At 75.0% G+C, this 18332-nt stretch carries 11 protein-coding genes; 6 read left to right on the top strand and 5 right to left on the bottom strand.

Going from position 1 to position 18332, the window contains the following annotated elements; all coding sequences use genetic code 11:
• Positions 1-115 precede the first annotated feature (115 nt).
• Positions 116-1333 (bottom strand): IS21 family transposase, encoded by a 1218-nt coding sequence (locus ACFVFR_RS31400; protein WP_383707962.1) that lies wholly within the window; start codon positions 1331-1333, stop codon positions 116-118.
• 218 nt (positions 1334-1551) lie between these two features.
• Positions 1552-3354, bottom strand: a complete 1803-nt coding sequence (locus tag ACFVFR_RS31395; RefSeq protein ID WP_383707960.1) for a hypothetical protein — start codon at positions 3352-3354, stop codon at positions 1552-1554.
• Between the two features lie 646 nt (positions 3355-4000).
• Here ACFVFR_RS31395 and ACFVFR_RS31390 point away from each other — a divergent pair.
• The 4 genes from ACFVFR_RS31390 to ACFVFR_RS31375 all read left to right on the top strand — a co-directional run bounded on the left by ACFVFR_RS31390 (position 4001) and on the right by ACFVFR_RS31375 (position 9635).
• Positions 4001-6028, top strand: a complete 2028-nt coding sequence (locus tag ACFVFR_RS31390) for a PucR family transcriptional regulator (protein ID WP_383707958.1) — start codon at positions 4001-4003, stop codon at positions 6026-6028.
• Between the two features lie 793 nt (positions 6029-6821).
• The gene (locus tag ACFVFR_RS31385) at positions 6822-7898 is read left to right on the top strand and encodes a DUF4331 family protein (RefSeq protein WP_383707956.1); all 1077 of its coding nucleotides are present in this window, start codon (positions 6822-6824) and stop codon (positions 7896-7898) included.
• A complete protein-coding gene (locus ACFVFR_RS31380; RefSeq protein ID WP_383707954.1) occupies positions 7895-8776 on the top strand; it encodes a hypothetical protein in 882 nt (293 codons plus the stop codon). Before ACFVFR_RS31385 ends, ACFVFR_RS31380 begins: the two co-directional genes overlap by 4 nt.
• Positions 8777-8855: 79 nt before the next feature.
• Complete coding sequence (locus ACFVFR_RS31375; RefSeq protein WP_383707952.1) at positions 8856-9635, top strand: GNAT family N-acetyltransferase; 780 nt, start codon at positions 8856-8858, stop codon at positions 9633-9635.
• 284 nt (positions 9636-9919) lie between these two features.
• Here ACFVFR_RS31375 and ACFVFR_RS31370 read toward each other — a convergent pair whose 3' ends face one another.
• The gene (locus ACFVFR_RS31370; RefSeq protein ID WP_383707950.1) at positions 9920-10780 is read right to left on the bottom strand and encodes an aldo/keto reductase; all 861 of its coding nucleotides are present in this window, start codon (positions 10778-10780) and stop codon (positions 9920-9922) included.
• Positions 10781-11285: 505 nt separating this feature from the next.
• A complete protein-coding gene (gene mfd, locus ACFVFR_RS31365; protein WP_383707948.1) occupies positions 11286-14849 on the bottom strand; it encodes a transcription-repair coupling factor in 3564 nt (1187 codons plus the stop codon).
• Positions 14850-16211: 1362 nt separating this feature from the next.
• On the opposite strand from mfd, the gene ACFVFR_RS31360 reads away from it, so the two are divergent.
• Entirely contained in the window at positions 16212-16544 is a 333-nt protein-coding gene (locus ACFVFR_RS31360) for a hypothetical protein (protein ID WP_383707946.1), read from the top strand.
• A 217-nt stretch (positions 16545-16761) separates the two neighbouring features.
• Positions 16762-17160 carry a DUF3592 domain-containing protein gene (locus ACFVFR_RS31355; RefSeq protein WP_383707944.1) on the top strand — a complete coding sequence of 133 codons (399 nt, stop codon included), beginning with the start codon at positions 16762-16764 and terminating at the stop codon, positions 17158-17160.
• Positions 17161-17242: 82 nt separating this feature from the next.
• Here the strand turns inward: ACFVFR_RS31355 and ACFVFR_RS31350 are convergent, their stop codons facing one another.
• Entirely contained in the window at positions 17243-18127 is an 885-nt protein-coding gene (locus ACFVFR_RS31350; RefSeq protein WP_383707942.1) for an NAD(P)-dependent oxidoreductase, read from the bottom strand.
• Between the last annotated feature and the right edge of the window lie 205 nt (positions 18128-18332).

Below are 18332 nucleotides of genomic sequence, written 5' to 3'. Positions count from 1 at the left end.
GGCGGGCGGGGACGGGCGCGTTCCCGCCCGCCCAGCCGGCGCGGGCCGGGTCGGCCGGGGGGCCCCGCCCGGCCCCGCCGGGCCCGCCGCCCCCGCCCGCCGTCGCCGGGCGGTGCTAGCGCGCTCCGTGGCCGTGGCCACGGCTCGCGCTGCGGGGCGGTATGCGATACCTGGCGATCTCCGTCAGGCCGTCCGCGCCGGCGAGGTGTTCCGGCCGGTGCGGCAGGGCGGCCAGGTCGGCGACGATGGCCAGTTCACCGCGCGTGGCACGCAACCACACCTGCGCGCCGGTCAGCCCGGCGGGGACGGCGTACCGCGTCGCGTCGTACACCACCGTGTCCGTCTCGCTCACCGTCGCCTGCTGCCCGAGCCCCAGCGCGCACGGGACGGGTGGCAGCGGGTGCAGGCGGGGCCGTTCGATCGCCAGCCGTTCGGCGGGGGTGGCGGCCGGGGCCTGCTCCGGTGCGATGTCCGCCATGGCCTCGGGGTCCGGGCGCTGCCCCTGCCAGTGCCGCACCTGACCGTTGAACCAGCGCCCGAACTCCTGGCAGGCCGCCTGGAGTTCGGCGAAGGTCGCGTACTCGGGACGCAGGTCCGCCTCGGTCGGGGTCAGGTCGGCGGCGGCGATGCGCACACCGGCCTGGGTACCGCCGCCCTCCGGGTCGTGCGGCACGCAGGTGCGCACCTTCATGCCGTAGTGCCGCCCGGCGGCGACCACGTCCGGGTGGCGCGTGCCACCGTCCTGGCGCAGCCGGGTGAGCAGGTACGTCGGCGCGCCGCCGAGCGCCGTGAGCGTGGCGTCCAGGCAGCACACGAGGCTGCCGAGGGTGCGGTCGCGGCACGGGATGACCACCCGGAACCGCGACCACGCCAGCCAGGCCGAGAACAGGGCGGTGCGGCGGGGCTCCCCGTCGGGCCCGGGGACCAGGGGCCCCGGCCCCCAGTCGCACTGGAGCCACAGTCCCGGCTCGGGGACCCAGGGCCGGAAGATGCGCCGACTGCCGCTCTGCCAGCGGGTCTTGGTCTCGGCGACGACGCGCCGCGTGGTGCGCTCGCTGCCGGTGAAGCCCATGCGCACCAGGCGCTCGTGCGCCCGCACGGCGCTGATGTGTCCCTCGGAGCGGTCCACCCACTCCTCGATCTTCTCGGCGTACGCGTCGGCTAACCGCGACCGCCGCGAGGGGCCGGTGACCGGCCGTCCGGCGTCGCGGGCGGCCACGTAACGGCGCACGGTCTTGGGGTCGCAGCCCACGATCCGCGCGGCGGAGTAGACGCTCTCGGTGGCGTCGTACGCCACCAGGATCTCGATGATTTCCCGGTCGGTCATCTTCATGCCGACACCTCCAGGAGTGCCACCGCGCGGTGGGCGCGGGTGCGTGACGGTGAACGGCGGTCCAGGGCGTGGGAGGGTGACGAAGGGCCGAAGGCGTGCTGACCCGGGTGCTCGCACGGCATCCCGGCGAACGGCGCTAGGCGCTCACGACTGAACATGACGGTGCTCTCTGTCTCGAACGAACGGGTGACGGTGACGCGCCGGTGGGCGCGCCGGCGTCAGCCGGGGTGTTCGACGACGTCGTGCGGGCGCGTGTGCAGCGGCGACGCGGTGTCCCGTGGCCGGCCGTCCGCGGTACGCGGCGGCTCCAGCAGGGCCGTCGCCGGCAGGTCGTTCTTGTCGAGCGCGCGCTTGGTGTGGTGGTCGCCGCCGCTGTGGCCGCAGCCACCCTGCCCGGCGGGCGCGGTCGGTCCGGCCGGGCTCGGCGGACCACACGGCGCCTGGGGCGCCTGGCGGTGCCCTGCGCAGCCGTCGCCCTTGTGGTGCCGGTGCGCGTGGTCGGCGCAGTCGGCGTGGTGGGGCGGGCGGGCGTGGGACGGGGCGGCGCTGACCGGGTTCGCGACGCTGACGACGGTACGGGGCACGCCCGACGGGAAGCCGGCGAGGGCGCCCGGGGCGAGGGAGCGCACGAGCGGGCCCTCCACCCTCGAACGGGCCGTCGCCGCCCGGTCGCGCGCCTCGTCCCGAGCCTCGCGGTGCGCGGCGTGGCCGGCCGGCTCGTCCCGCCCGGCCGACGCGCTGGACGGGGGGTGTACGAGGTGGGCGCGGGGGTCGTGGGACGGCGCCGCCCCCGGTCGGCCCTGGTGGTCGGCGTGCGGCCCGGCCGAGCCGGACCCGGCGGGCACCTGGCGCGCGGGCCCGGCGGGGCCCCGGCCCCGCTGCCCCTCGTCGTGCCGACCGTCGCCCCGACCGCCCCCGCCGTGACCGCCCTTGCCGTCACCGGCGTTCTTGCCGTTGGCGCCACCCCGGCCGGTGTGGTCACGACCGCCGTCGCCACGACCGCCGTTGTCGCGGCCCCCGTTGTCGCGGCCGTTCTTGCCCTGTCCGTGCCCCCGGCCGTCGTCGTCGCGACCGTTCTCGCCCCGGCCGTTCTTACCCCGGCCGTCGTGGGCGCGGCCGTTCTCGCCCCGGCCGTTCTTACCCCGGCCGTCGTGGGCGCGGCCGTTCTCGCCTCCGGCCTTGCCCTGGCCCTGACCCTGCGCCGGGTCGTGGTGACCGCGACCGCCCTCACCCCGGTCGTGGCCGTTGTCGGTCTTGCCGGCCCGGCCCTGGTCGTACGCGCCGTGGCCTCGGCCCTTGTCGTCGCGGGCCTTGTCGTCCCTGGTGTGGGCGCGGCCCTTGCCCTGGTCGGGGCGCTGGCTCGCGCCGTGGCCGCGTGCTGTGTCGGGGTGGCCGCCGCCCTGGCTCGCCGCCCGGCCCGTGCCGTGACCGGCTCGACCGTGCGCGTCCGGGGACTTTGCCGCAGCCGTGCCGCGAGAGATGCCGGCCCTGGCGGGGCCGCTCCCGCTCCTGTCGCCGCCGGTCGTGGCGTGCACGGGCTGGTGCCCCGCCCGCTGGGCCGGCCGCCCCGCGTCGCGCGCCGTCGCGCGCGTGGCCTGGGCCGGCGCGGCCTTGGCCTGCCGGCCGCCGGCCGTGGCGTGCTGGACCTTGCCGGAGTGGGCCCCGCCCGAGTGGGCCGTGGCCTGGCCAGCGGACCGGCCCCTGGGCTCGGTGGCCGCGCGCGAGCCGTGAACTTTCTTGGTGCGACCGCTCGTTGAGGCCGCTTGGCCTGAGCCGGTCGACGGGGTGTGCGCGCGCTCGCCGCGCGCGGCCGACCGGTCGGGGCGCGCGCCGTCCCGGGAGTCCTTGGCGTGCGCCTGACCGGCGAGCACGCCCGCCAGCGCGAGGAAGCCGCCGAGCGCGACCAGCAGCAGCGCCGTACGTCGGGAAGCCGACACACAGCGGCGCACATGAGACCAGGCGGAGACACACGCCGTCACGGTGAGTTCCTCCCCCTTCGGCTCACGGAACTGGCGGTGCACGCATCGAACACGAACGCCCAGGGCGGTGCAACCCCATCCACCCGGCGCACTGTTGGCCGCACCGGCGCGTAAACAGGGCTTCCGGAGCTGGCATACGGTCACGGAGCGCCCCGGTCCGCGATGCGGGACCCCTCCCGAGTCCGGCCGCCGCGTCCGGGCCCTTCGGTCAGCGGATGACCGGACGGTCATCGCGCGGCGCGCGGCCGAGCCCGCGCGCCGGCCCACACGGGGTGGTTCATCCCGTTGTCGTGCGGGTTTTCCGATCGCGTAACCCCCGTTTCCACAGGGCCCGTTACGGGGCGACCGAGCGCCTCGGGGGCCGCGCCGGCGAACGCCGCGTGCTCACACCGCGCGACGGGAACCACCCGGCACCGCCGCGTGCGCCGCGCCCACCGCGTGCGCCCCCGGCACCGCCCGCGCCACCCCGCCGCAAGGCGAACCCCCATGTCGGCTCACCCTCGATCGTCGCCGCGCCGTCCGTACGGGGCGTTGACGCGCCGGGGAGCCGGGCGGCGGCTGTCGGACCGTGCTCGGCGACGGCGTGGACGGGGGCGGCGGGGCGGCTGTGAAATGCCGGGCGTCAGGTGCTCGACGAGGTTCAACCTTCTTTCACATGCTGGGCTTTGACGCACTAATCTGCTGCTTTATGGGATGGGTGGCGTGGGGCACGGAGGCGGGGGCACAGCGGGAACGAGGCGAGCCCCGGGACGGGCCTCCGGCCCGGGCCGACGACCCGGACCAGCCCGGCCACCACGGCCACCCCGATCCCTTCGACCACAGCGGGCGGTCCGACCACGACGACCGCCCCGCCCCCTCCGGCCGAGCCGACCTGGATCCCCGGGGCGAGCGGGCCGAGGACGTCCTGACCCTCTCCCGGCTGGCCGCCAGGCGGGGGGCCGTGCGGGCCATCGTGGAGTGGCTGGCGCGGCGCACCGCGGGCACCGTCACGCTGATCGACGCCGACGGGACGCCCGCCCTCGCTCCTCCGCCGCCGCCCAGTGCCGCACTGCGCGCCGCGACGGACGCCGTGGCCGGACTGCGCCGGCGTGGGACCCCGTCCGCGGTGCTGAGCGTGCCGGCCTCCGGCGGCGACCCCGACGGGGCCGGGCCCGCCGAGGCGTCCACGTGGCGGGTGCCCGGCGGCGCGCCCCCGAGCGCGCCCCTGACTCCGGCTCCGGGCGACCCCGAGGGCGCCGGCGCCAGCACGGTCTTCCTGGTGTCGTTGGCGGCCGGCGCCGGGGGCGGCCCCGCCGAGGGCGGACCGCGCCGGCAGGCCCCGTATCTCGTACTGATCGTCCCCGAGGGGGCGGGGCACCGCCCGTCCCGCCCGCAGGCGCTCCTGGCCGACGCCGCCCGCACGCTGGGCCTGTGTTGGCGGCTTGAGGAGGCCGAGCGCGACCGGGTGCGGGTGGAGGCCGCCGAGGCGCACGGCCGCGAGGCCGTGTTGCATCTGCTGATGGTCGGCAGCGTCCCGGCCGCGCATCGGATCGCCGCCGCCCTGCGACCGCCGCTGCCCCAGCTCGCCTATGTGTACGTCATCGAGTGCCCGGGGCAGCGGCGGTACGAGATCGCCGACCGGATCGCGCACGCCGCGCGCGGCAGGGCGTGGATCGTGCCCTGCCCGGTGCGCCCCACCCACCTGATCGCGCTCGTCCCGGCCACCCCGGAGCCGGTGGCCGGCGGGCGTCGGGGGCGCGGGTCCGCCGCGACGGCGCTGGCCGAGGCCGCCGCGAGCGCGGGGCTGGCCGGGCCGCTCGCCGCGCGGCCGGGCGACCGGGGCGCCGCCGCGAGCGCCCCGGACGAGAACTGCGCCACCGACTTCCGCGCGACCTTCGGCGAACTCCCCCACCAGACACCGGCGTTGCGCAGCGGTCGAGACACCGGCACGGCCGTCGAGACGGTGGGGGTGCGCGGCCTCGACCGTGCCATCGCCGAGCGGGTGCCCGAGTGTCTGATCGGGGTGAGCGGTGAGGTGCCCCTACGGGAGACCCCGATCGGCTACGAGCAGGCGTTCCACGCGCTGGCCGTGGCCCGGACGTCGCCCAGCGGGCGGGCCAGCTTCCAGCGGGACTCCGACCTGACGCCGCTGGCCGCACCCGAAGCGCTGGACTGGGCACGGGAGTTGCTGGCACCGTGCCTGCACTACGTGCCGCCGCGGCGGGCCGATCCCGGCGGTGAGGAGCTGCTGGGCACCCTCGGTTCGTGGCTCACCTTCGGTGGCGCCGCCAGCCGCCATCTGAAGATCCACCGCAACACGCTGGGCGCCCGGGTGCGGCTGATCGAGGAGTTGCTCGGGCTCGATCTCGGCCGGCTGGCCGACCAGTCCGCCGCCTGGCTCGCGCTCCAGCTCCGCACGGGCCCGCTGCCGACACCCACCGACCGGCCCACCGTGACGCTGGAGGACCTGCTCGCCACGCCGGCGGCCGAGGTCTGGGCACGGGCCCGGCTCCAGCCGCTGGAACGGGCGAACCTGCCGTCGGGGCCGGAGACGGTCCGGGCCTGGTTGCGGGCCGACGCGCGGTTGCCGCAGGCCGCGAGCGAGCTCGGGATCTCGCTGCCCGGCGCCCGCAAGCGGCTGACCCGGGCGGAGGAGGCGCTGGGCCGCTCGCTCCTGCACGCGCCGAGTGCCAAGTACGAACTGTGGCTCGCCATGCGGGCGCTCGGGACGCTGTGACCGGCACCCGCTGACCGCGCGCTCCGCCCGAGGACCGGCCCGCCCCACCTCCGGGCGACCCCGTCCACCCGTCCGCCTCCGGCGCGACCCCACCCCCCACCCCGCCCCGACCCGTACACCGGGCCCACCCGTCCCGTACGCCGCACGGCCGACCGACCCGCCCCACCCGCCGCGCGGCCCCCTCCCCCGCCCCTTACGCCCGGCGAGGCCGACCCTTACGCCGCACGGCCGACCCTTACACCGCACGGCCACCCCGAACCCACCGCGTACTCCCGTCGCCTCAGCCGGGCCGTACTGCCCCCGCCCGGGCCGGCTGGTGATCCCACCGTCGAGGCCGGGCCCGCACCCTCACCGTCAGCCCACACCCCCGCGTCGGGGTCAGCCCGCGCCCCGGCGGAGCCGCCCCGCACCCCCGGCGGAGCCACCCCGTACGCCCGATGGCGGAGCCGCCCCGTACGCCCGGTGCTCCCAACCCGCTACGTCCGGTGGCCGAGGCGTCCCGTACGTGCGGTGGCCGCCCGGACCCCGTGAGGTGCGGTTACCCGTACGTCCTTCAATCACCAGTCGGTGGGCAACCAGCAACCGCGCTGACTGTGCATTCTGTTCCTCGCCTGGACGTGCCGGGCCGCCTAGTGTCCACGTCAGGCCCCGGCGGGCTGGACCGGAAGCTGACCCTCCTCCCTCTCCCTGACGAGGCGGCGCGCGGTTCCCCCCTATGGATCGTCGCGCCCGCTACGGCGGCCCGCCGGCGCCTGGTAGAAGCGCCTTCCCTCGAAGCAGAACAGGATCGCTGATGAGTCATCACCACGACTCGCTCCTCGCACGTCAGGACCCGCGACTCGATATCAGCGACGTCTACGTCTTCCGGGGCACGCGTGGCACCGTGTTCGTCGTCAACGTGAACCCGCTCTCGGGCACGGGCGGCTTCCACGACGACGAGAGCCTCTACGAGATCAAGATCGACACCGACGGCGACGCGATCGAGGACATCACCTACCGCTTCACCTTCGCGCCCATCACCTTCGCCCCCTTCAGCACGCGCGGCACCCAGCGCTGGGAGCTGCGCCGGTTCGACGGCAAGGCCGCGCGCGACCGGGACGCCGAGGGTTCGGTGCTGTTGCGCGGTGTGACCGGGGAGCCCGCCGAACTCGTCCTGCCCGCCGCCGACACCAGCGGCGACGAGGGCCCGAGCGGCGGGTTGCGGGCCTGGGCGGGGCCGGCCGGCGACCCGTTCTGGATCGAGGGCACCGTGGTCACCGCGGTCAGGACCGGCATCGCCGAGGGCACCGCCCCCGACCTCGCCGGGTTCGACCCCGCGGGGGCCACCAACCTCTTCGCCGACACCGACGTCCACGCCATCGTCCTCGAGGTGCCCGACGCCGACCTGGGCGGGGCCCAGGAGATCGGCTTCTGGGGCGTGACGGTGCTGGCCACCGACGCGGGCGGCTGGCGGCAGATCAACCGCTGCGCGACGCCGCTGCTCAACACGCTCTTCGACCTCGAAGACGCGGACCGGCACATCGACTTCAACGCCACCGTGCCCGACGAGGACCGGGAGCGGTACGGGGACCAGGTGCGGGCGGCCGTCGAGCGGGGCGCGGCCGGCGCGGGCGCCGTCGCCGACCCCGCCACCCACGCGGCCCGAGTGCGTGACCTGCTGTTCCCGGACGTCCTTCGCTACGAGGTGGGCACCAAGGCGCACTTCGGCGTGGAGCGACGCAACGGACGCGGCCTCACCGACTGCGCGCCGGAGGTCATGTTCGAGCTGGTGCTCGGCATGCCGGTCGGGTTGGGACTGGACGCGAGCGCGGCTACGGGGGTGCCGCGTGACACGTTCCCCTACCTGGCCCGGCCGAAGGCGGAGCAGTGAGGGGCCGCTCGTCCGCGGCGGCGCGCGTCCCCCGGTGGGTCGCCGCCGCCGCGGACGACCCCGAGGGGGTGCGCGCCCTGTGGCGGGCGGACCCGCTGCGTGCCGTCCCCCTCGCCACCGGCCGCACCTTCGACGCGCTCACGGTCGACCTGCGGACCGGCATGGAGGCCATCGACCTGCTCCGCCGCCGTACGGGCGCCCCCCAGGGCGCCTGGCGGCCCCGCCGCGCCGCCGGGCTACCCATCGCGCCCCCCGACGCGGCTTTCGCCCCGTACCTCGATGTCGCTGGTCAGAGCATTGACGTGGCCGCCGGTGGGGGCGCGGGCGAGCTCGTCGCGGCTCACGCGCGCGCCGTGGCGGACCACGGACGTACCCGGCGCGGGCCCCTCCGGGCGCACCCCGCCGGGCCGTCGGTGGACGCGGCGCGTAGCCGCCCGCTACCGGAGGGGGCGCACGGCGACCGGCGCGGGCCGCACGGGGCATTCGGTTGTCCCGACGGACGCGGGTGGGGGGCGGCGGGCCGGGCCCGTACCGTACGCCCCTTCCTCTTCCCCGCTCTCGTCGACGGCGCCGGGGACCGCCTGCGGTTGCTCGTGCCGCGCGGCGCCGCGCGCCGGCTGGGCATCCCGCTGACGGCGCACGGAGTGGAGTACCACGGCGTGGGCGGGCGCATCGTGCTGCCCGGCCCCGGCCTCGCGAACGGCACGGACGGCGGGGCGGGGGACGGCCCGGCGTGGGCGGTGCGGCCCGGGGCGCCGGTGGAGCGGTCGCGCTGTCTCCTCGGCCCGCTGGCCGGGGCGCTGGCCACCGCGCGCCTCACGGTCGGCTGGTGCGCGGACGCACGGCCGGAATCGGACACGTACCCCGAGCTCGGGTAACCCCTACGGGTCGGTACGACGTCTGCCCTGATAGGCCCTTAAGGGTTTCGAACGGCGCACCGACGTACGGAGAACACGCATGGCACAACTCACCTTCCGGCAAGCCCGCGAGGAGGATCACGCCCCCATCGTGGCGTCCATCCAGAACTGGTGGGGGGAGACCCGCACCCCGGACGAGGCCCGCGAGCTGTCCCTGTTGCTCCCCCGGCTCTTCCTCCAGCACTTCGCGGCGACGAGCTTGATCCTGGAGGAGCACCCCGACCCGGAGCGGCCCGACGCCGAGCGACCCGAGCCCACGCGGCACATCGCCGACGGGGAGGGCGCCGGCGCGAACGCCGCGCGCCCGGCCGGCACCAACGCCACGAGCGCGCCCACCGCGGCCTCCCCGGACGCGGCCGGCACGGGCCCGGGCGGCACGAACACGAGCGAGCCGCACACGGACGGCACGATGACGAACGACGCGGACGCGGACGACGCGGGGTCGGTCGGCTCGGGCAGCGCGCGCCCGGCCGGCGCGCTCGTCGGCTTCCTGGTCGGCTTCCACTCGCCCGACCGGCCCGGCACGGCCTACATCCACTTCGTCGGCGTGCATCCCGGGCTGCGCCACCAGGGTGTGGCCCGGAAGCTGTACGAACGGTTCTTCGCCCGGGCCGTGAAGGCCGGACGGCTGGAGGTGCGGTCGATCGTCTCGCCCGCCAACAAGCCGTCCATCGCCTTCCACCACGCGATGGGCTTCGTGCCCGAGGGTGGCGACTACCTGAGCGACGGCGTACCCGTCCACCGCGACTACGACGGGCCGGGCCACGACCGGATCAGCTTCCGGCGCGTACTGACCGCGGCCCCGGCGGCCCAGGAGTAGCCGCCCACCCGCACGGGCCCGGTCCCTTCCCCGGTTCGGGCCCGTTCTTCCCAGGCGTCGGGCCATCCGAGGTCACGCTCGGCCCGACGCCTGGGAACCCCCGCCGGGCCCGCGGTGACCAGACGCGGGCCCGGCCATCGCGTTCCGGCACGGCGTACGTCTGCTGGCGCGGCCATCGGGCCCCGGTGTGGCCACCACGTCCCGGCGTGGCGAACGGCTCCCGGCGGCCATCGCGTCCCGGCCATGACGCCCCGTCCCGGCCACCGCCGCCCGGCGGGTGCGCGCTACGCGGCGCGCGACAGGGCCGCGAACGCCTCGTCGGGCAGGTCGATCTCGGCCGCCAGCACGTTCTCCTCCAGGTGCCCCACGGACGAGGTGCCCGGGATGGGCAGCATCGCCGGCGAACGTCGCAACAGCCACGCCAGGGCGATCTGCGAGGGAGCCACGCCCAGTTCCTTCGCCAGGTTGGCCAGCGGGCCGTGCTCCCGGGCGAGCTGTCCGACGGCCAGCGGGTACCACGGGATGAAGCCGATGCCGTGCTCGGTCGCGTAGTCCAGCAGCGGCTCGGCCGAGCGGTTGGCCAGGTTGTACAGGTTCTGCACCGAGGCGATCGACGCGATCTTCGAAGCCGCCTCGACCTCGGGGACGGAGACCTCGGAGAGCCCGATGTGCCGGATCTTCCCCTCCTCCTGGAGGAGTCGCAGCTCGCCGACCTGGTCCGCCAGCGGCACCTGGGGGTCGATGCGGTGCAGCTGGAAGAGGTCGATGCGCTCCAGGCCCATCAGCCGCAGGCTCATCTCGGCCTGCTGGCGCAGGTACTCGGGCCGCCCGACCGGCCGCCAGTCGTCCGGGCCCTGCCGGGTCAGCCCGGCCTTGGTCGCGATGACCAGGTCGTCCGCGTAGGGGAACAGGGCCTTCTTGATCAGGGGTTCGGCGACGACGGGGCCGTACGAGTCGGCGGTGTCCAGGAAGGTGACGCCGAGCTCGACGGCGCGGCGCAGCACGCGGACGGCCTCGTCCGGGTCGCGTGGGTCGCCCCACACGCCGGGGCCGGTGAGCCGCATGGTGCCGAAGCCGAGACGGGTGACGGGGAGGTCGTCGCCGAGGGTGAAGGTGCCGGATGCGGCGGCGGGCTGGTGCGTCATGGCCGAACTCCTCAGTGTCTTTCGTGTGCGGGCGGGCGGTTCGCTCCCGGGCAGTGCTCGGCCGGGAGTTGGCGGAAGCTGCCCCCGGGACCCGTCGGCGCCGGTGCCGTCGCCGGCTCCCCCACTGATCCACGAAGCGAACCCCGCAACCCAGAACACCGTGGCGGCCCAGAAATTCCACGGGCGGCTACCCCGCGTGTGCGCCGCGAACGCAACGGCGCCGCGCCCGCCCCCGCGCCCCCGGATCCGGCGACGCGCGACGGACGTGACGCGTGTGGCGGAACGAGCCTCGCGGGGGCGCGTGTTGAGGGCAGGAGACGTACGTCATCGGGGCCGCGTCACCGGAGGGCGCCGGGCCTCCGGAGGCGAGGGGGGCGGATGGCGCGGGACAGGGACCGGGACCGGGAACGGGGTCGTGCGGGAGGCGGGGGCGGGCCCGCGCGGCCGGGGTCGCCGGCCCGCCTCCGAGGCGCGGGCCACGCCGACGAGCGTGGCCCGCCGGGCGCTACGAACCGAGGATGGTCGTGAGGAACTCGCCCGTCCACGCCAGGAGTTCACGCCCCACCACGGGCCGGCCCCCGATCTTCCCGCTGGTCGGCCGGGGTACCAGGACCTGCCGGGGCCCGGGCTTGAGCACCGACCGCGGGTGCAGCCGCTTGAGCCGCAGCTCCTGCGACTCGCGCAGCTCCACCGGCCCGAAGCGCACCTGGGAGCCCTGCAGGGTGATGTCACTGACCCCGCAGGCCCGGGCGAGCATCCGCAGTCCCGCGACGAGCAGCAGGTTCTCCACCGGCTCCGGCAGCGGCCCGTACCGGTCGGCCAGCTCCTCGCGCACGGCGGCGATGTCCGCCTCGGTGGTAGCCGAGGCGATGGAGCGGTACGCCTGGAGACGCAGTCGCTCGCCCGGCGCGTAGTCGTGCGGGACGTGCGCGTCCACCGGCAGTTCGATCTTCACCTCCAGTGGCGGCTCCTCCTCCACGCCGCCCTCCAGCGTCGCCCGGTAGTCCGCGACGGCCTCGCCGACCATGCGGACGTACAGGTCGAAGCCGACGCCGGCGATGTGCCCGGACTGTTCGCCGCCGAGCAGGTTGCCCGCGCCACGGATCTCCAGGTCCTTCATCGCCACGTACATGCCCGCGCCCATCTCGGTGTGCTGGGCGATGGTCGCCAGCCGCTCGTGCGCGGTCTCGGTCAGCGGCTTCTCCGGCGGGTACAGGAAGTAGGCGTAGCCGCGCTCGCGGCCTCGGCCCACCCGGCCGCGGAGCTGGTGGAGCTGGGAGAGGCCGAAGTTGTCGCCGCGTTCGACGATGAGGGTGTTGGCGTTGGAGATGTCGATGCCGGACTCGACGATGGTGGTGGAGACCAGCACGTCGAACTTCTTCTCCCAGAAGTCCACCACCACCTGCTCCAGGGCGCTCTCGCCCATCTGCCCGTGCGCGGTGGCGATGCGCGCCTCGGGCACGATCTCGCGCAGCCTGGCCGCGGCCCGGTCGATGGACTCGACGCGGTTGTGGATGTAGAAGACCTGCCCCTCGCGCAGCAGTTCGCGGCGGATGGCGGCGCCGATCTGCTTCTGCTCGTACGGGCCGACGAAGGTCAGCACCGGGTGCCGCTCCTCGGGCGGGGTGGTGATGGTGGACATCTCGCGGATGCCGGTGACGGCCATCTCCAGGGTGCGCGGGATGGGCGTGGCGGACATGGTGAGCACGTCCACGTTGGCGCGCAACTTCTTCAGCTGCTCCTTGTGTTCGACGCCGAACCGCTGCTCCTCGTCCACGATGACCAGGCCCAGGTCCTTGAACTTGGTCTCGGAGGAGAACAGCCGGTGGGTGCCGATGACGATGTCGACCGAGCCGTCCCGCAGCCCTTCGAGGACGGCCTTGGCCTCGGCGTCGGTCTGGAACCGGGACAGCGCCCTGACCACCACGGGGAACTGGCCGTAGCGCTCGCTGAACGTGCCGAAGTGCTGTTGCACCAGCAGCGTCGTCGGCACCAGGACGGCGACCTGCTTGCCGTCCTGGACGGCCTTGAACGCGGCCCGCACCGCGATCTCCGTCTTGCCGTAGCCGACGTCACCGCAGATCAGCCGGTCCATCGGGACCGACTTCTCCATGTCCTCCTTGACCTCGGCGATGGTGGTGAGCTGGTCGGGCGTCTCCGCGTACGGGAACGCGTCCTCCAGCTCGCGCTGCCAGGGCGTGTCCGGGCCGAAGGTGTGCCCGGGGGCGGCCATCCGCGCCGAGTACAGCTTGATGAGGTCGGCGGCGATCTCCTTGACCGCCTTCTTGGCCCGCGCCTTGGTCTTGGTCCAGTCGGCGCCGCCGAGCCGGTGCAGGGTGGGAGCCTCGCCACCCACGTACTTGGTGACCTGCTCCAACTGGTCGGTCGGGACGAACAGTCGGTCGCCGGGCTGGCCGCGCTTGGCCGGCGCGTACTCGACCAGCAGGTACTCGCGGGTGGCGCCCTGCACGGTGCGCTGCACCATCTCGATGTAGCGGCCCACGCCGTGCTGCTCGTGCACGATGTAGTCGCCGGCCTGGAGGGTGAGCGGGTCGATGGTCTTGCGGCGCCTGGCGGGCATCCGCGTGCCGTCCTTGCCGGCCGCCTTCTGGCCGGTCAGGTCGGTCTCGGTGAGCACCGCGAGCTTGAGGTCCGGGTCGATGAAGCCACGCTCGACGGCCCCGCAGGACACGTGCACCAGCGCGGGCGTCAGCTCGGCCAGGTCCGGGTCCAGCCGGGCCGGTACGCCCTCGCCGCTGAGCACCTCGACGGTGCGGGAGGCCGGGCCGTGGGCCTCGGTGAGGTAGACCGTGCGCCAACCGTCGGCGAGCCACCCCTTGGTGTCGGCGAGCGCGCGGGCGATGTCGCCCCGGTACAGCTCGGGGGCGCGCATGCCCAGGGTGAGGGTGTCGCCGCCCACCCCGCCACCGGTGGCGTCGAGCTCGCTGTCGCCGGCGGCGAACGGCGAGATCGACCACCACATCATGCCCAGCTCACGGGCCCGGTCCCGGATGTCGGCGATGCCCCACAGCGAGGCCGCGCCCAGATCGATGGGGGCCTCGCCGCCGCCGGCCGACGCGGCCCAGGAGGCGGCCAGGAACTCCTGGCTGGTGGCCACCAGGTCGGCCGCCCGGGTCCGCACCCGCTCCGGGTCGCACACCACGCCCATGGCGCCCGCCGGCAACACGTCGAGCAGCAGCTCCATGTCGTCCACCAGCACCGGAGCCAGCGACTCCATGCCCTCGACGGCGATGCCCTCGGCGATCTTGCCGAGGAGTTCGCCCAGCTCGGGATGGGCCTCGGCCAGTTCGGCGGCGCGGCGCCGCACGTCCTCGGTCAGCAGCAGCTCGCGGCACGGCGGCGCCCACAGCCCGTGCTCGGCCACCTCCAGCGAGCGCTGGTCGGCGACCTTGAAGTAGCGGACCTCCTCGACCTCGTCGCCCCAGAACTCCACCCGCAAGGGGTGCTCCTCGGTGGGCGGGAAAACGTCGAGGATGCCGCCGCGCACGGCGAACTCGCCGCGCTTCTCGACCAGTTCCACCCGGGCGTACGCGGCTGCCGCCAGGCCGTCCACCACCTCGTCCAGATCCGCGCTCTGCCCGCTGCGGAGCGCCACGGGCACCAGCTCCCCCAGGCCCTTGACCTGCGGTTGGAGCACGGCACGGATGGGCGCGACGACCACGCTGACCGGACCCGCCGTCGGGTCGTCGGCGCTCGGGTGGGACAGTCGGCGCAGCACGGCCAGGCGGCGCCCGACGGTGTCCGAGCGCGGCGAGAGCCGCTCGTGCGGCAGCGTCTCCCACGACGGGTACTCCACCACGCCGTGCTCGTGCCCCTCGGGCATCAGCGAGCGCAGCGCGGCGGCCAGGTCCTCGGCCTCGCGCCCGGTGGCCGTCACGGCGAGCACGGGCCGGCCGGCCCCCCGGGCGAGCGCGGCCACGGCCAGGGGCCGCGCGGCCGGCGGCCCCACGAGGTCGAGGTGGGTGCGGTGGCCGTCGGTGGCCGCGCGCACCGCCTCGGCGAGCGCGGGGTCATGGACGACGGCATCGAGCAGACCATGCAGGCTCATGTAGGGCTTCCCGTCCCGGGGCTGGACAACGCGAACGGCCCGGCGCGGGCCCTGGCTGAGCCAGGGCCCGGGGGCCCGCGAACACTTCCGGGGCCCGGCGGCCGGGATGCCTTCAGGGTACGCCGGGGGTGGGACACCGCTCCACGCAAGGCGCTGGGCGCTGGGCCGGGGCCGGGGCCGGAGGTGGTCCAGGTTGGTCGGGGGCGGCCGACCGCCGACGGCCGTGGGCGCCCGCCGGCGGGCGGGGCTGGTCTGTGGGCCGGCTGGCTTTACGGGCCGGGGGCTGGGCTGGCCTTACGGGCCGGGGGCTGGCCTGGCCTTACGGGCCGGGGGCCAGCGCCGGTAGGGCCCACGGGCCGGGCCTGGCGCAGGCGGGGCGGACGGGTGCGCGGGGGTGGTCGCCAGTGGCTGGGCTGGATCGACGGGCCGGGCCCGGCAACCGTACGGGCCACGGCGAGGCCGGCTGCCGGTCGGGGCAGGCTTGGGGCCGCTGGCTGGAGGGTCAGGCTTGGAGACGGGCCCCGTACGGGCTACACGTCCAGGCCCCTCCGACGGTCACTCCCCGTGACGACCGGTGCCCTCGCTGGCTCAGGAGACCTCCCCCAGCGGCGACGGCGGACCGGGTGCCGAGGTCGTCGCCAGCCTCGCCGTCACCCACGGCACCAACCCCGTCCCAGACGCTCGCGGCACACCGAGCGGGGAAGTGACGCGGAGCCGATCAGACGTGGGGCGCCTTTCCCGTGGGCTCGCCTGGCCAGTGCTTGGGTCGCGCGCGGGACCGGATGGCCTCGGCACCATTCGACTTTTCACCGCCGCAAGGAATTCTTTCACCTCAGCGTTCCCATGCACGTGAAAGGTATTCCCTATCGCCAGAGGCGGAGTCAGCGAGAGAAGAAGGAGAGGAAACGGCGAGGGCCACGCTGAAAACCCCAGGCGTCGCATCCCCCATGTCGCGGAAAGAGCTCAAGGTCCACGCACCATCAAGCCGGATGCTCCCCACGGTCCAAGAACGGTAAAAGCGTGATCCCCACGACGCGCGCGGCCTGTCATGGCGACGTACCTGCGGTGCGGTCGCAGGTCATCTTCAAGTTGATGCAGGCGGGAGCCCCCACGCCGACCGTCGCCGCCACCGCGAAGGAAACAAGGGCCGTGAAGACCGACGGCAAACCGCACACATTCCACGCACCGGCACCCAACGGCAAGAAGGCGGAGTCCTCTGGGCGGTAACGGGGGAATGGCTACGCCCACATGGTTTCGCCGGTAAAGGGCACCAGGACTCGGGCCCAGAGCGAACCCGCAGACGTTGAGGTGTCGTAGTGGAAAGCTGGAGGTGCGCGTTCACATGCTCAGAGACTGGTTCACATGCTCAGGGACTGGGAAGTCGACGCTCATCTGCTGCTGGATATCCGGAACGACGAGTGGCCGGAGTTGAGTGAGGCCATGCTCGCTGGCATGAGGAGCGCACCGCGGTACGAAATCGTACCGACAGCCACTTCCCACAGCCCCGACGGCAGCCCCTTCTCCACCGGAGCCACGGTGCGGGTCAAAGCCGAGACACCCGGCGCGGCGGTGGACGACGCCGTCGCCGCCACACGCCGTGCCCTGCGGGCTGCCGGGAAAGGGCCGGACAACGGCGTCGTGGAAGTCAACCTGCGTCAGGGTGAGGTAGACCCCCGGACGCTGGGTCGCGGGTAGAGTGCCGCCCCCGCGCCGTACCGACAGGAGGGCGTCCAGGCCGGCATGCGCGCTCAAGCCAACGACCGCCCTTCCCTTGGTCGCGACCAGCGCGGGCGTCGACTTCGACGCCTGACCCCACCGCACGCCGCCGCCACCGGGAACCCGCCCACCCCGGCACGACGTCCCCCCTTCCGAGGACGACACAGGGAGCGGGGGCACGGTCATGTGGTTCGGGGTGGCGTTTTTGCTGGCCAGCTTCGTAGTGCTGGTGCGCAGTGTGTACGAGATCGTGCTCAGGCGGCGGCTTCGGCGGGGCGGGGTGCGGGTGGAGGGAGTGGTGGTCCGGCACCGTCAAGAGGTCAAAGAAGAGGGCGACTTGCTCTTCGCGGTTGTCGGGTTCGTTGACGCGCAGGGAGGTTCGCACGAGTTCGAGCGGTGGGGGTCCGGGGTGAGGGGGCTGCCCGTCGGGGGAAAGGTGCGCGTGCACTACCTCGCCGACTCGCCGGACAGCGCGCGCATCGACATGCCGTCCATGCGGAGCTTCTTCGGGCTCGCGGTTCCCCTCGTGGTCAGTGCGGGGTTCACCGCGGTCCTGGGCGTCGTGGTGTTCCAGCTGGCCTCCGGCGGGGGCTGAACCGCCGCCGAGCCCGCCACCCGCACTCGTGCACCAGAACCCGTACGGCGGGCCCGTACGCCGGGCCCCGCCCGCCCGGCCCCTACCCCTCCCCCGGGAAACTCGCGAAGTACGCCGCCGCTCCGTCCTGCCCGCCGTGGCCCTGGGACTCCGCGCGGCGGAGGCGTTCGGCCGCTGCCTCGGCCAGGTCCAGGCGGACACCGGCGCCGGCCGCGGCCTCCGCGATCAGCGTCGCGTCCTTGCGGGCGGCGGAGACGGTGAAGCTCGGCGGGTAGTCGTCGGCGAGGATGAGTTCGGACTTCATCCGCAGGTAGCCGGAGTCGAGCGGGCCGCCGGCGACGGCTTCCAGGAAGGCGCGCGGGTCCACGCCGAGCCCCCGGGCCAGGGCCAGCGACTCGCCGGCGCCGTTGATCAGGGTGAGCACCCAGTTGTTGACGACCAGCTTGAGCGCGCTGGCCGTCCCCGTGGCGCCGTCGTCGCCGACCCACAGGGTGCGCTGGCCGACCACGGAGAAGATCCGTTCGGCGCGCTCCCGGACCGCGTCCGGACCCGCCGCGAGGATCGTCAACTGGCCCTTCTCGGCGGGGAGTTTGGTGCCGAGTACCGGGGCGTCCACGAAGTCGACGCCCTGCCGCGCGGCGAACTCGGCCAGCGGGCCGATCGCGTCCACCCCCACCGTGCTCGACTGGAGCCACAGCGTGCCCTCACGCACCACGGGCGCGGCCTCGCGCAGGGCGTCCAGCGCGGCGGGCCCGTCACGCAGCATCGTGAGGACGACATCCGCGCCGTCCACGGCGGCCAACGGCGTGGGCGCCACCGTCGCGCCGGCCGCCGCCAACGGCTCGGCCTTGGCCCGGGTGCGGTTCCACACCCGTACGTCGAACCCGCCCGCCTCGGCGAGGTTGCGCGCCATCGGCACGCCCATGATCCCGGTGCCGAGCACCGCTACGGAGATCGTCTCAGTCATGGGGGCACGGTAGGACGTCGAGCGCGCTCGAAGGCGAGGGGCGCGCGGAGAGAGCGGCGTGTGACCAGCGACGGGCCGCGCGCCATCCGGCGGATCGGGCCAACCGCTGCCGGGCGGGGGCCGGGCGGGAGAGGTCGGGTGGAGGTCGGGCGACGCCCGGCGGGCGGACGCGGTGGTGGCGGCCGGCCCGGGATTCCTCCCGGGC

Source organism: Streptomyces sp. NPDC057702 (assembly GCF_042799315.1).
In the GTDB taxonomy this organism is placed as follows: Bacteria; Actinomycetota; Actinomycetes; order Streptomycetales; family Streptomycetaceae; genus Streptomyces.
Note: the sequence above shows the minus strand (reverse complement) of the source record. Positions and strands in the feature narration are given on the sequence as shown.

Coding starts and splice junctions, on each gene's coding strand:
- ACFVFR_RS31400 (WP_383707962.1), bottom strand. CDS start 1,333: ATGAAGATGACCGACCGGGAAATCATCGAGATCCTGGTGGCGTACGAC.
- ACFVFR_RS31390 (WP_383707958.1), top strand. CDS start 4,001: ATGGGATGGGTGGCGTGGGGCACGGAGGCGGGGGCACAGCGGGAACGA.
- ACFVFR_RS31385 (WP_383707956.1), top strand. CDS start 6,822: ATGAGTCATCACCACGACTCGCTCCTCGCACGTCAGGACCCGCGACTC.
- ACFVFR_RS31375 (WP_383707952.1), top strand. CDS start 8,856: ATGGCACAACTCACCTTCCGGCAAGCCCGCGAGGAGGATCACGCCCCC.
- ACFVFR_RS31370 (WP_383707950.1), bottom strand. CDS start 10,780: ATGACGCACCAGCCCGCCGCCGCATCCGGCACCTTCACCCTCGGCGAC.
- mfd (WP_383707948.1), bottom strand. CDS start 14,849: ATGAGCCTGCATGGTCTGCTCGATGCCGTCGTCCATGACCCCGCGCTC.
- ACFVFR_RS31360 (WP_383707946.1), top strand. CDS start 16,212: ATGCTCAGGGACTGGGAAGTCGACGCTCATCTGCTGCTGGATATCCGG.
- ACFVFR_RS31350 (WP_383707942.1), bottom strand. CDS start 18,127: ATGACTGAGACGATCTCCGTAGCGGTGCTCGGCACCGGGATCATGGGC.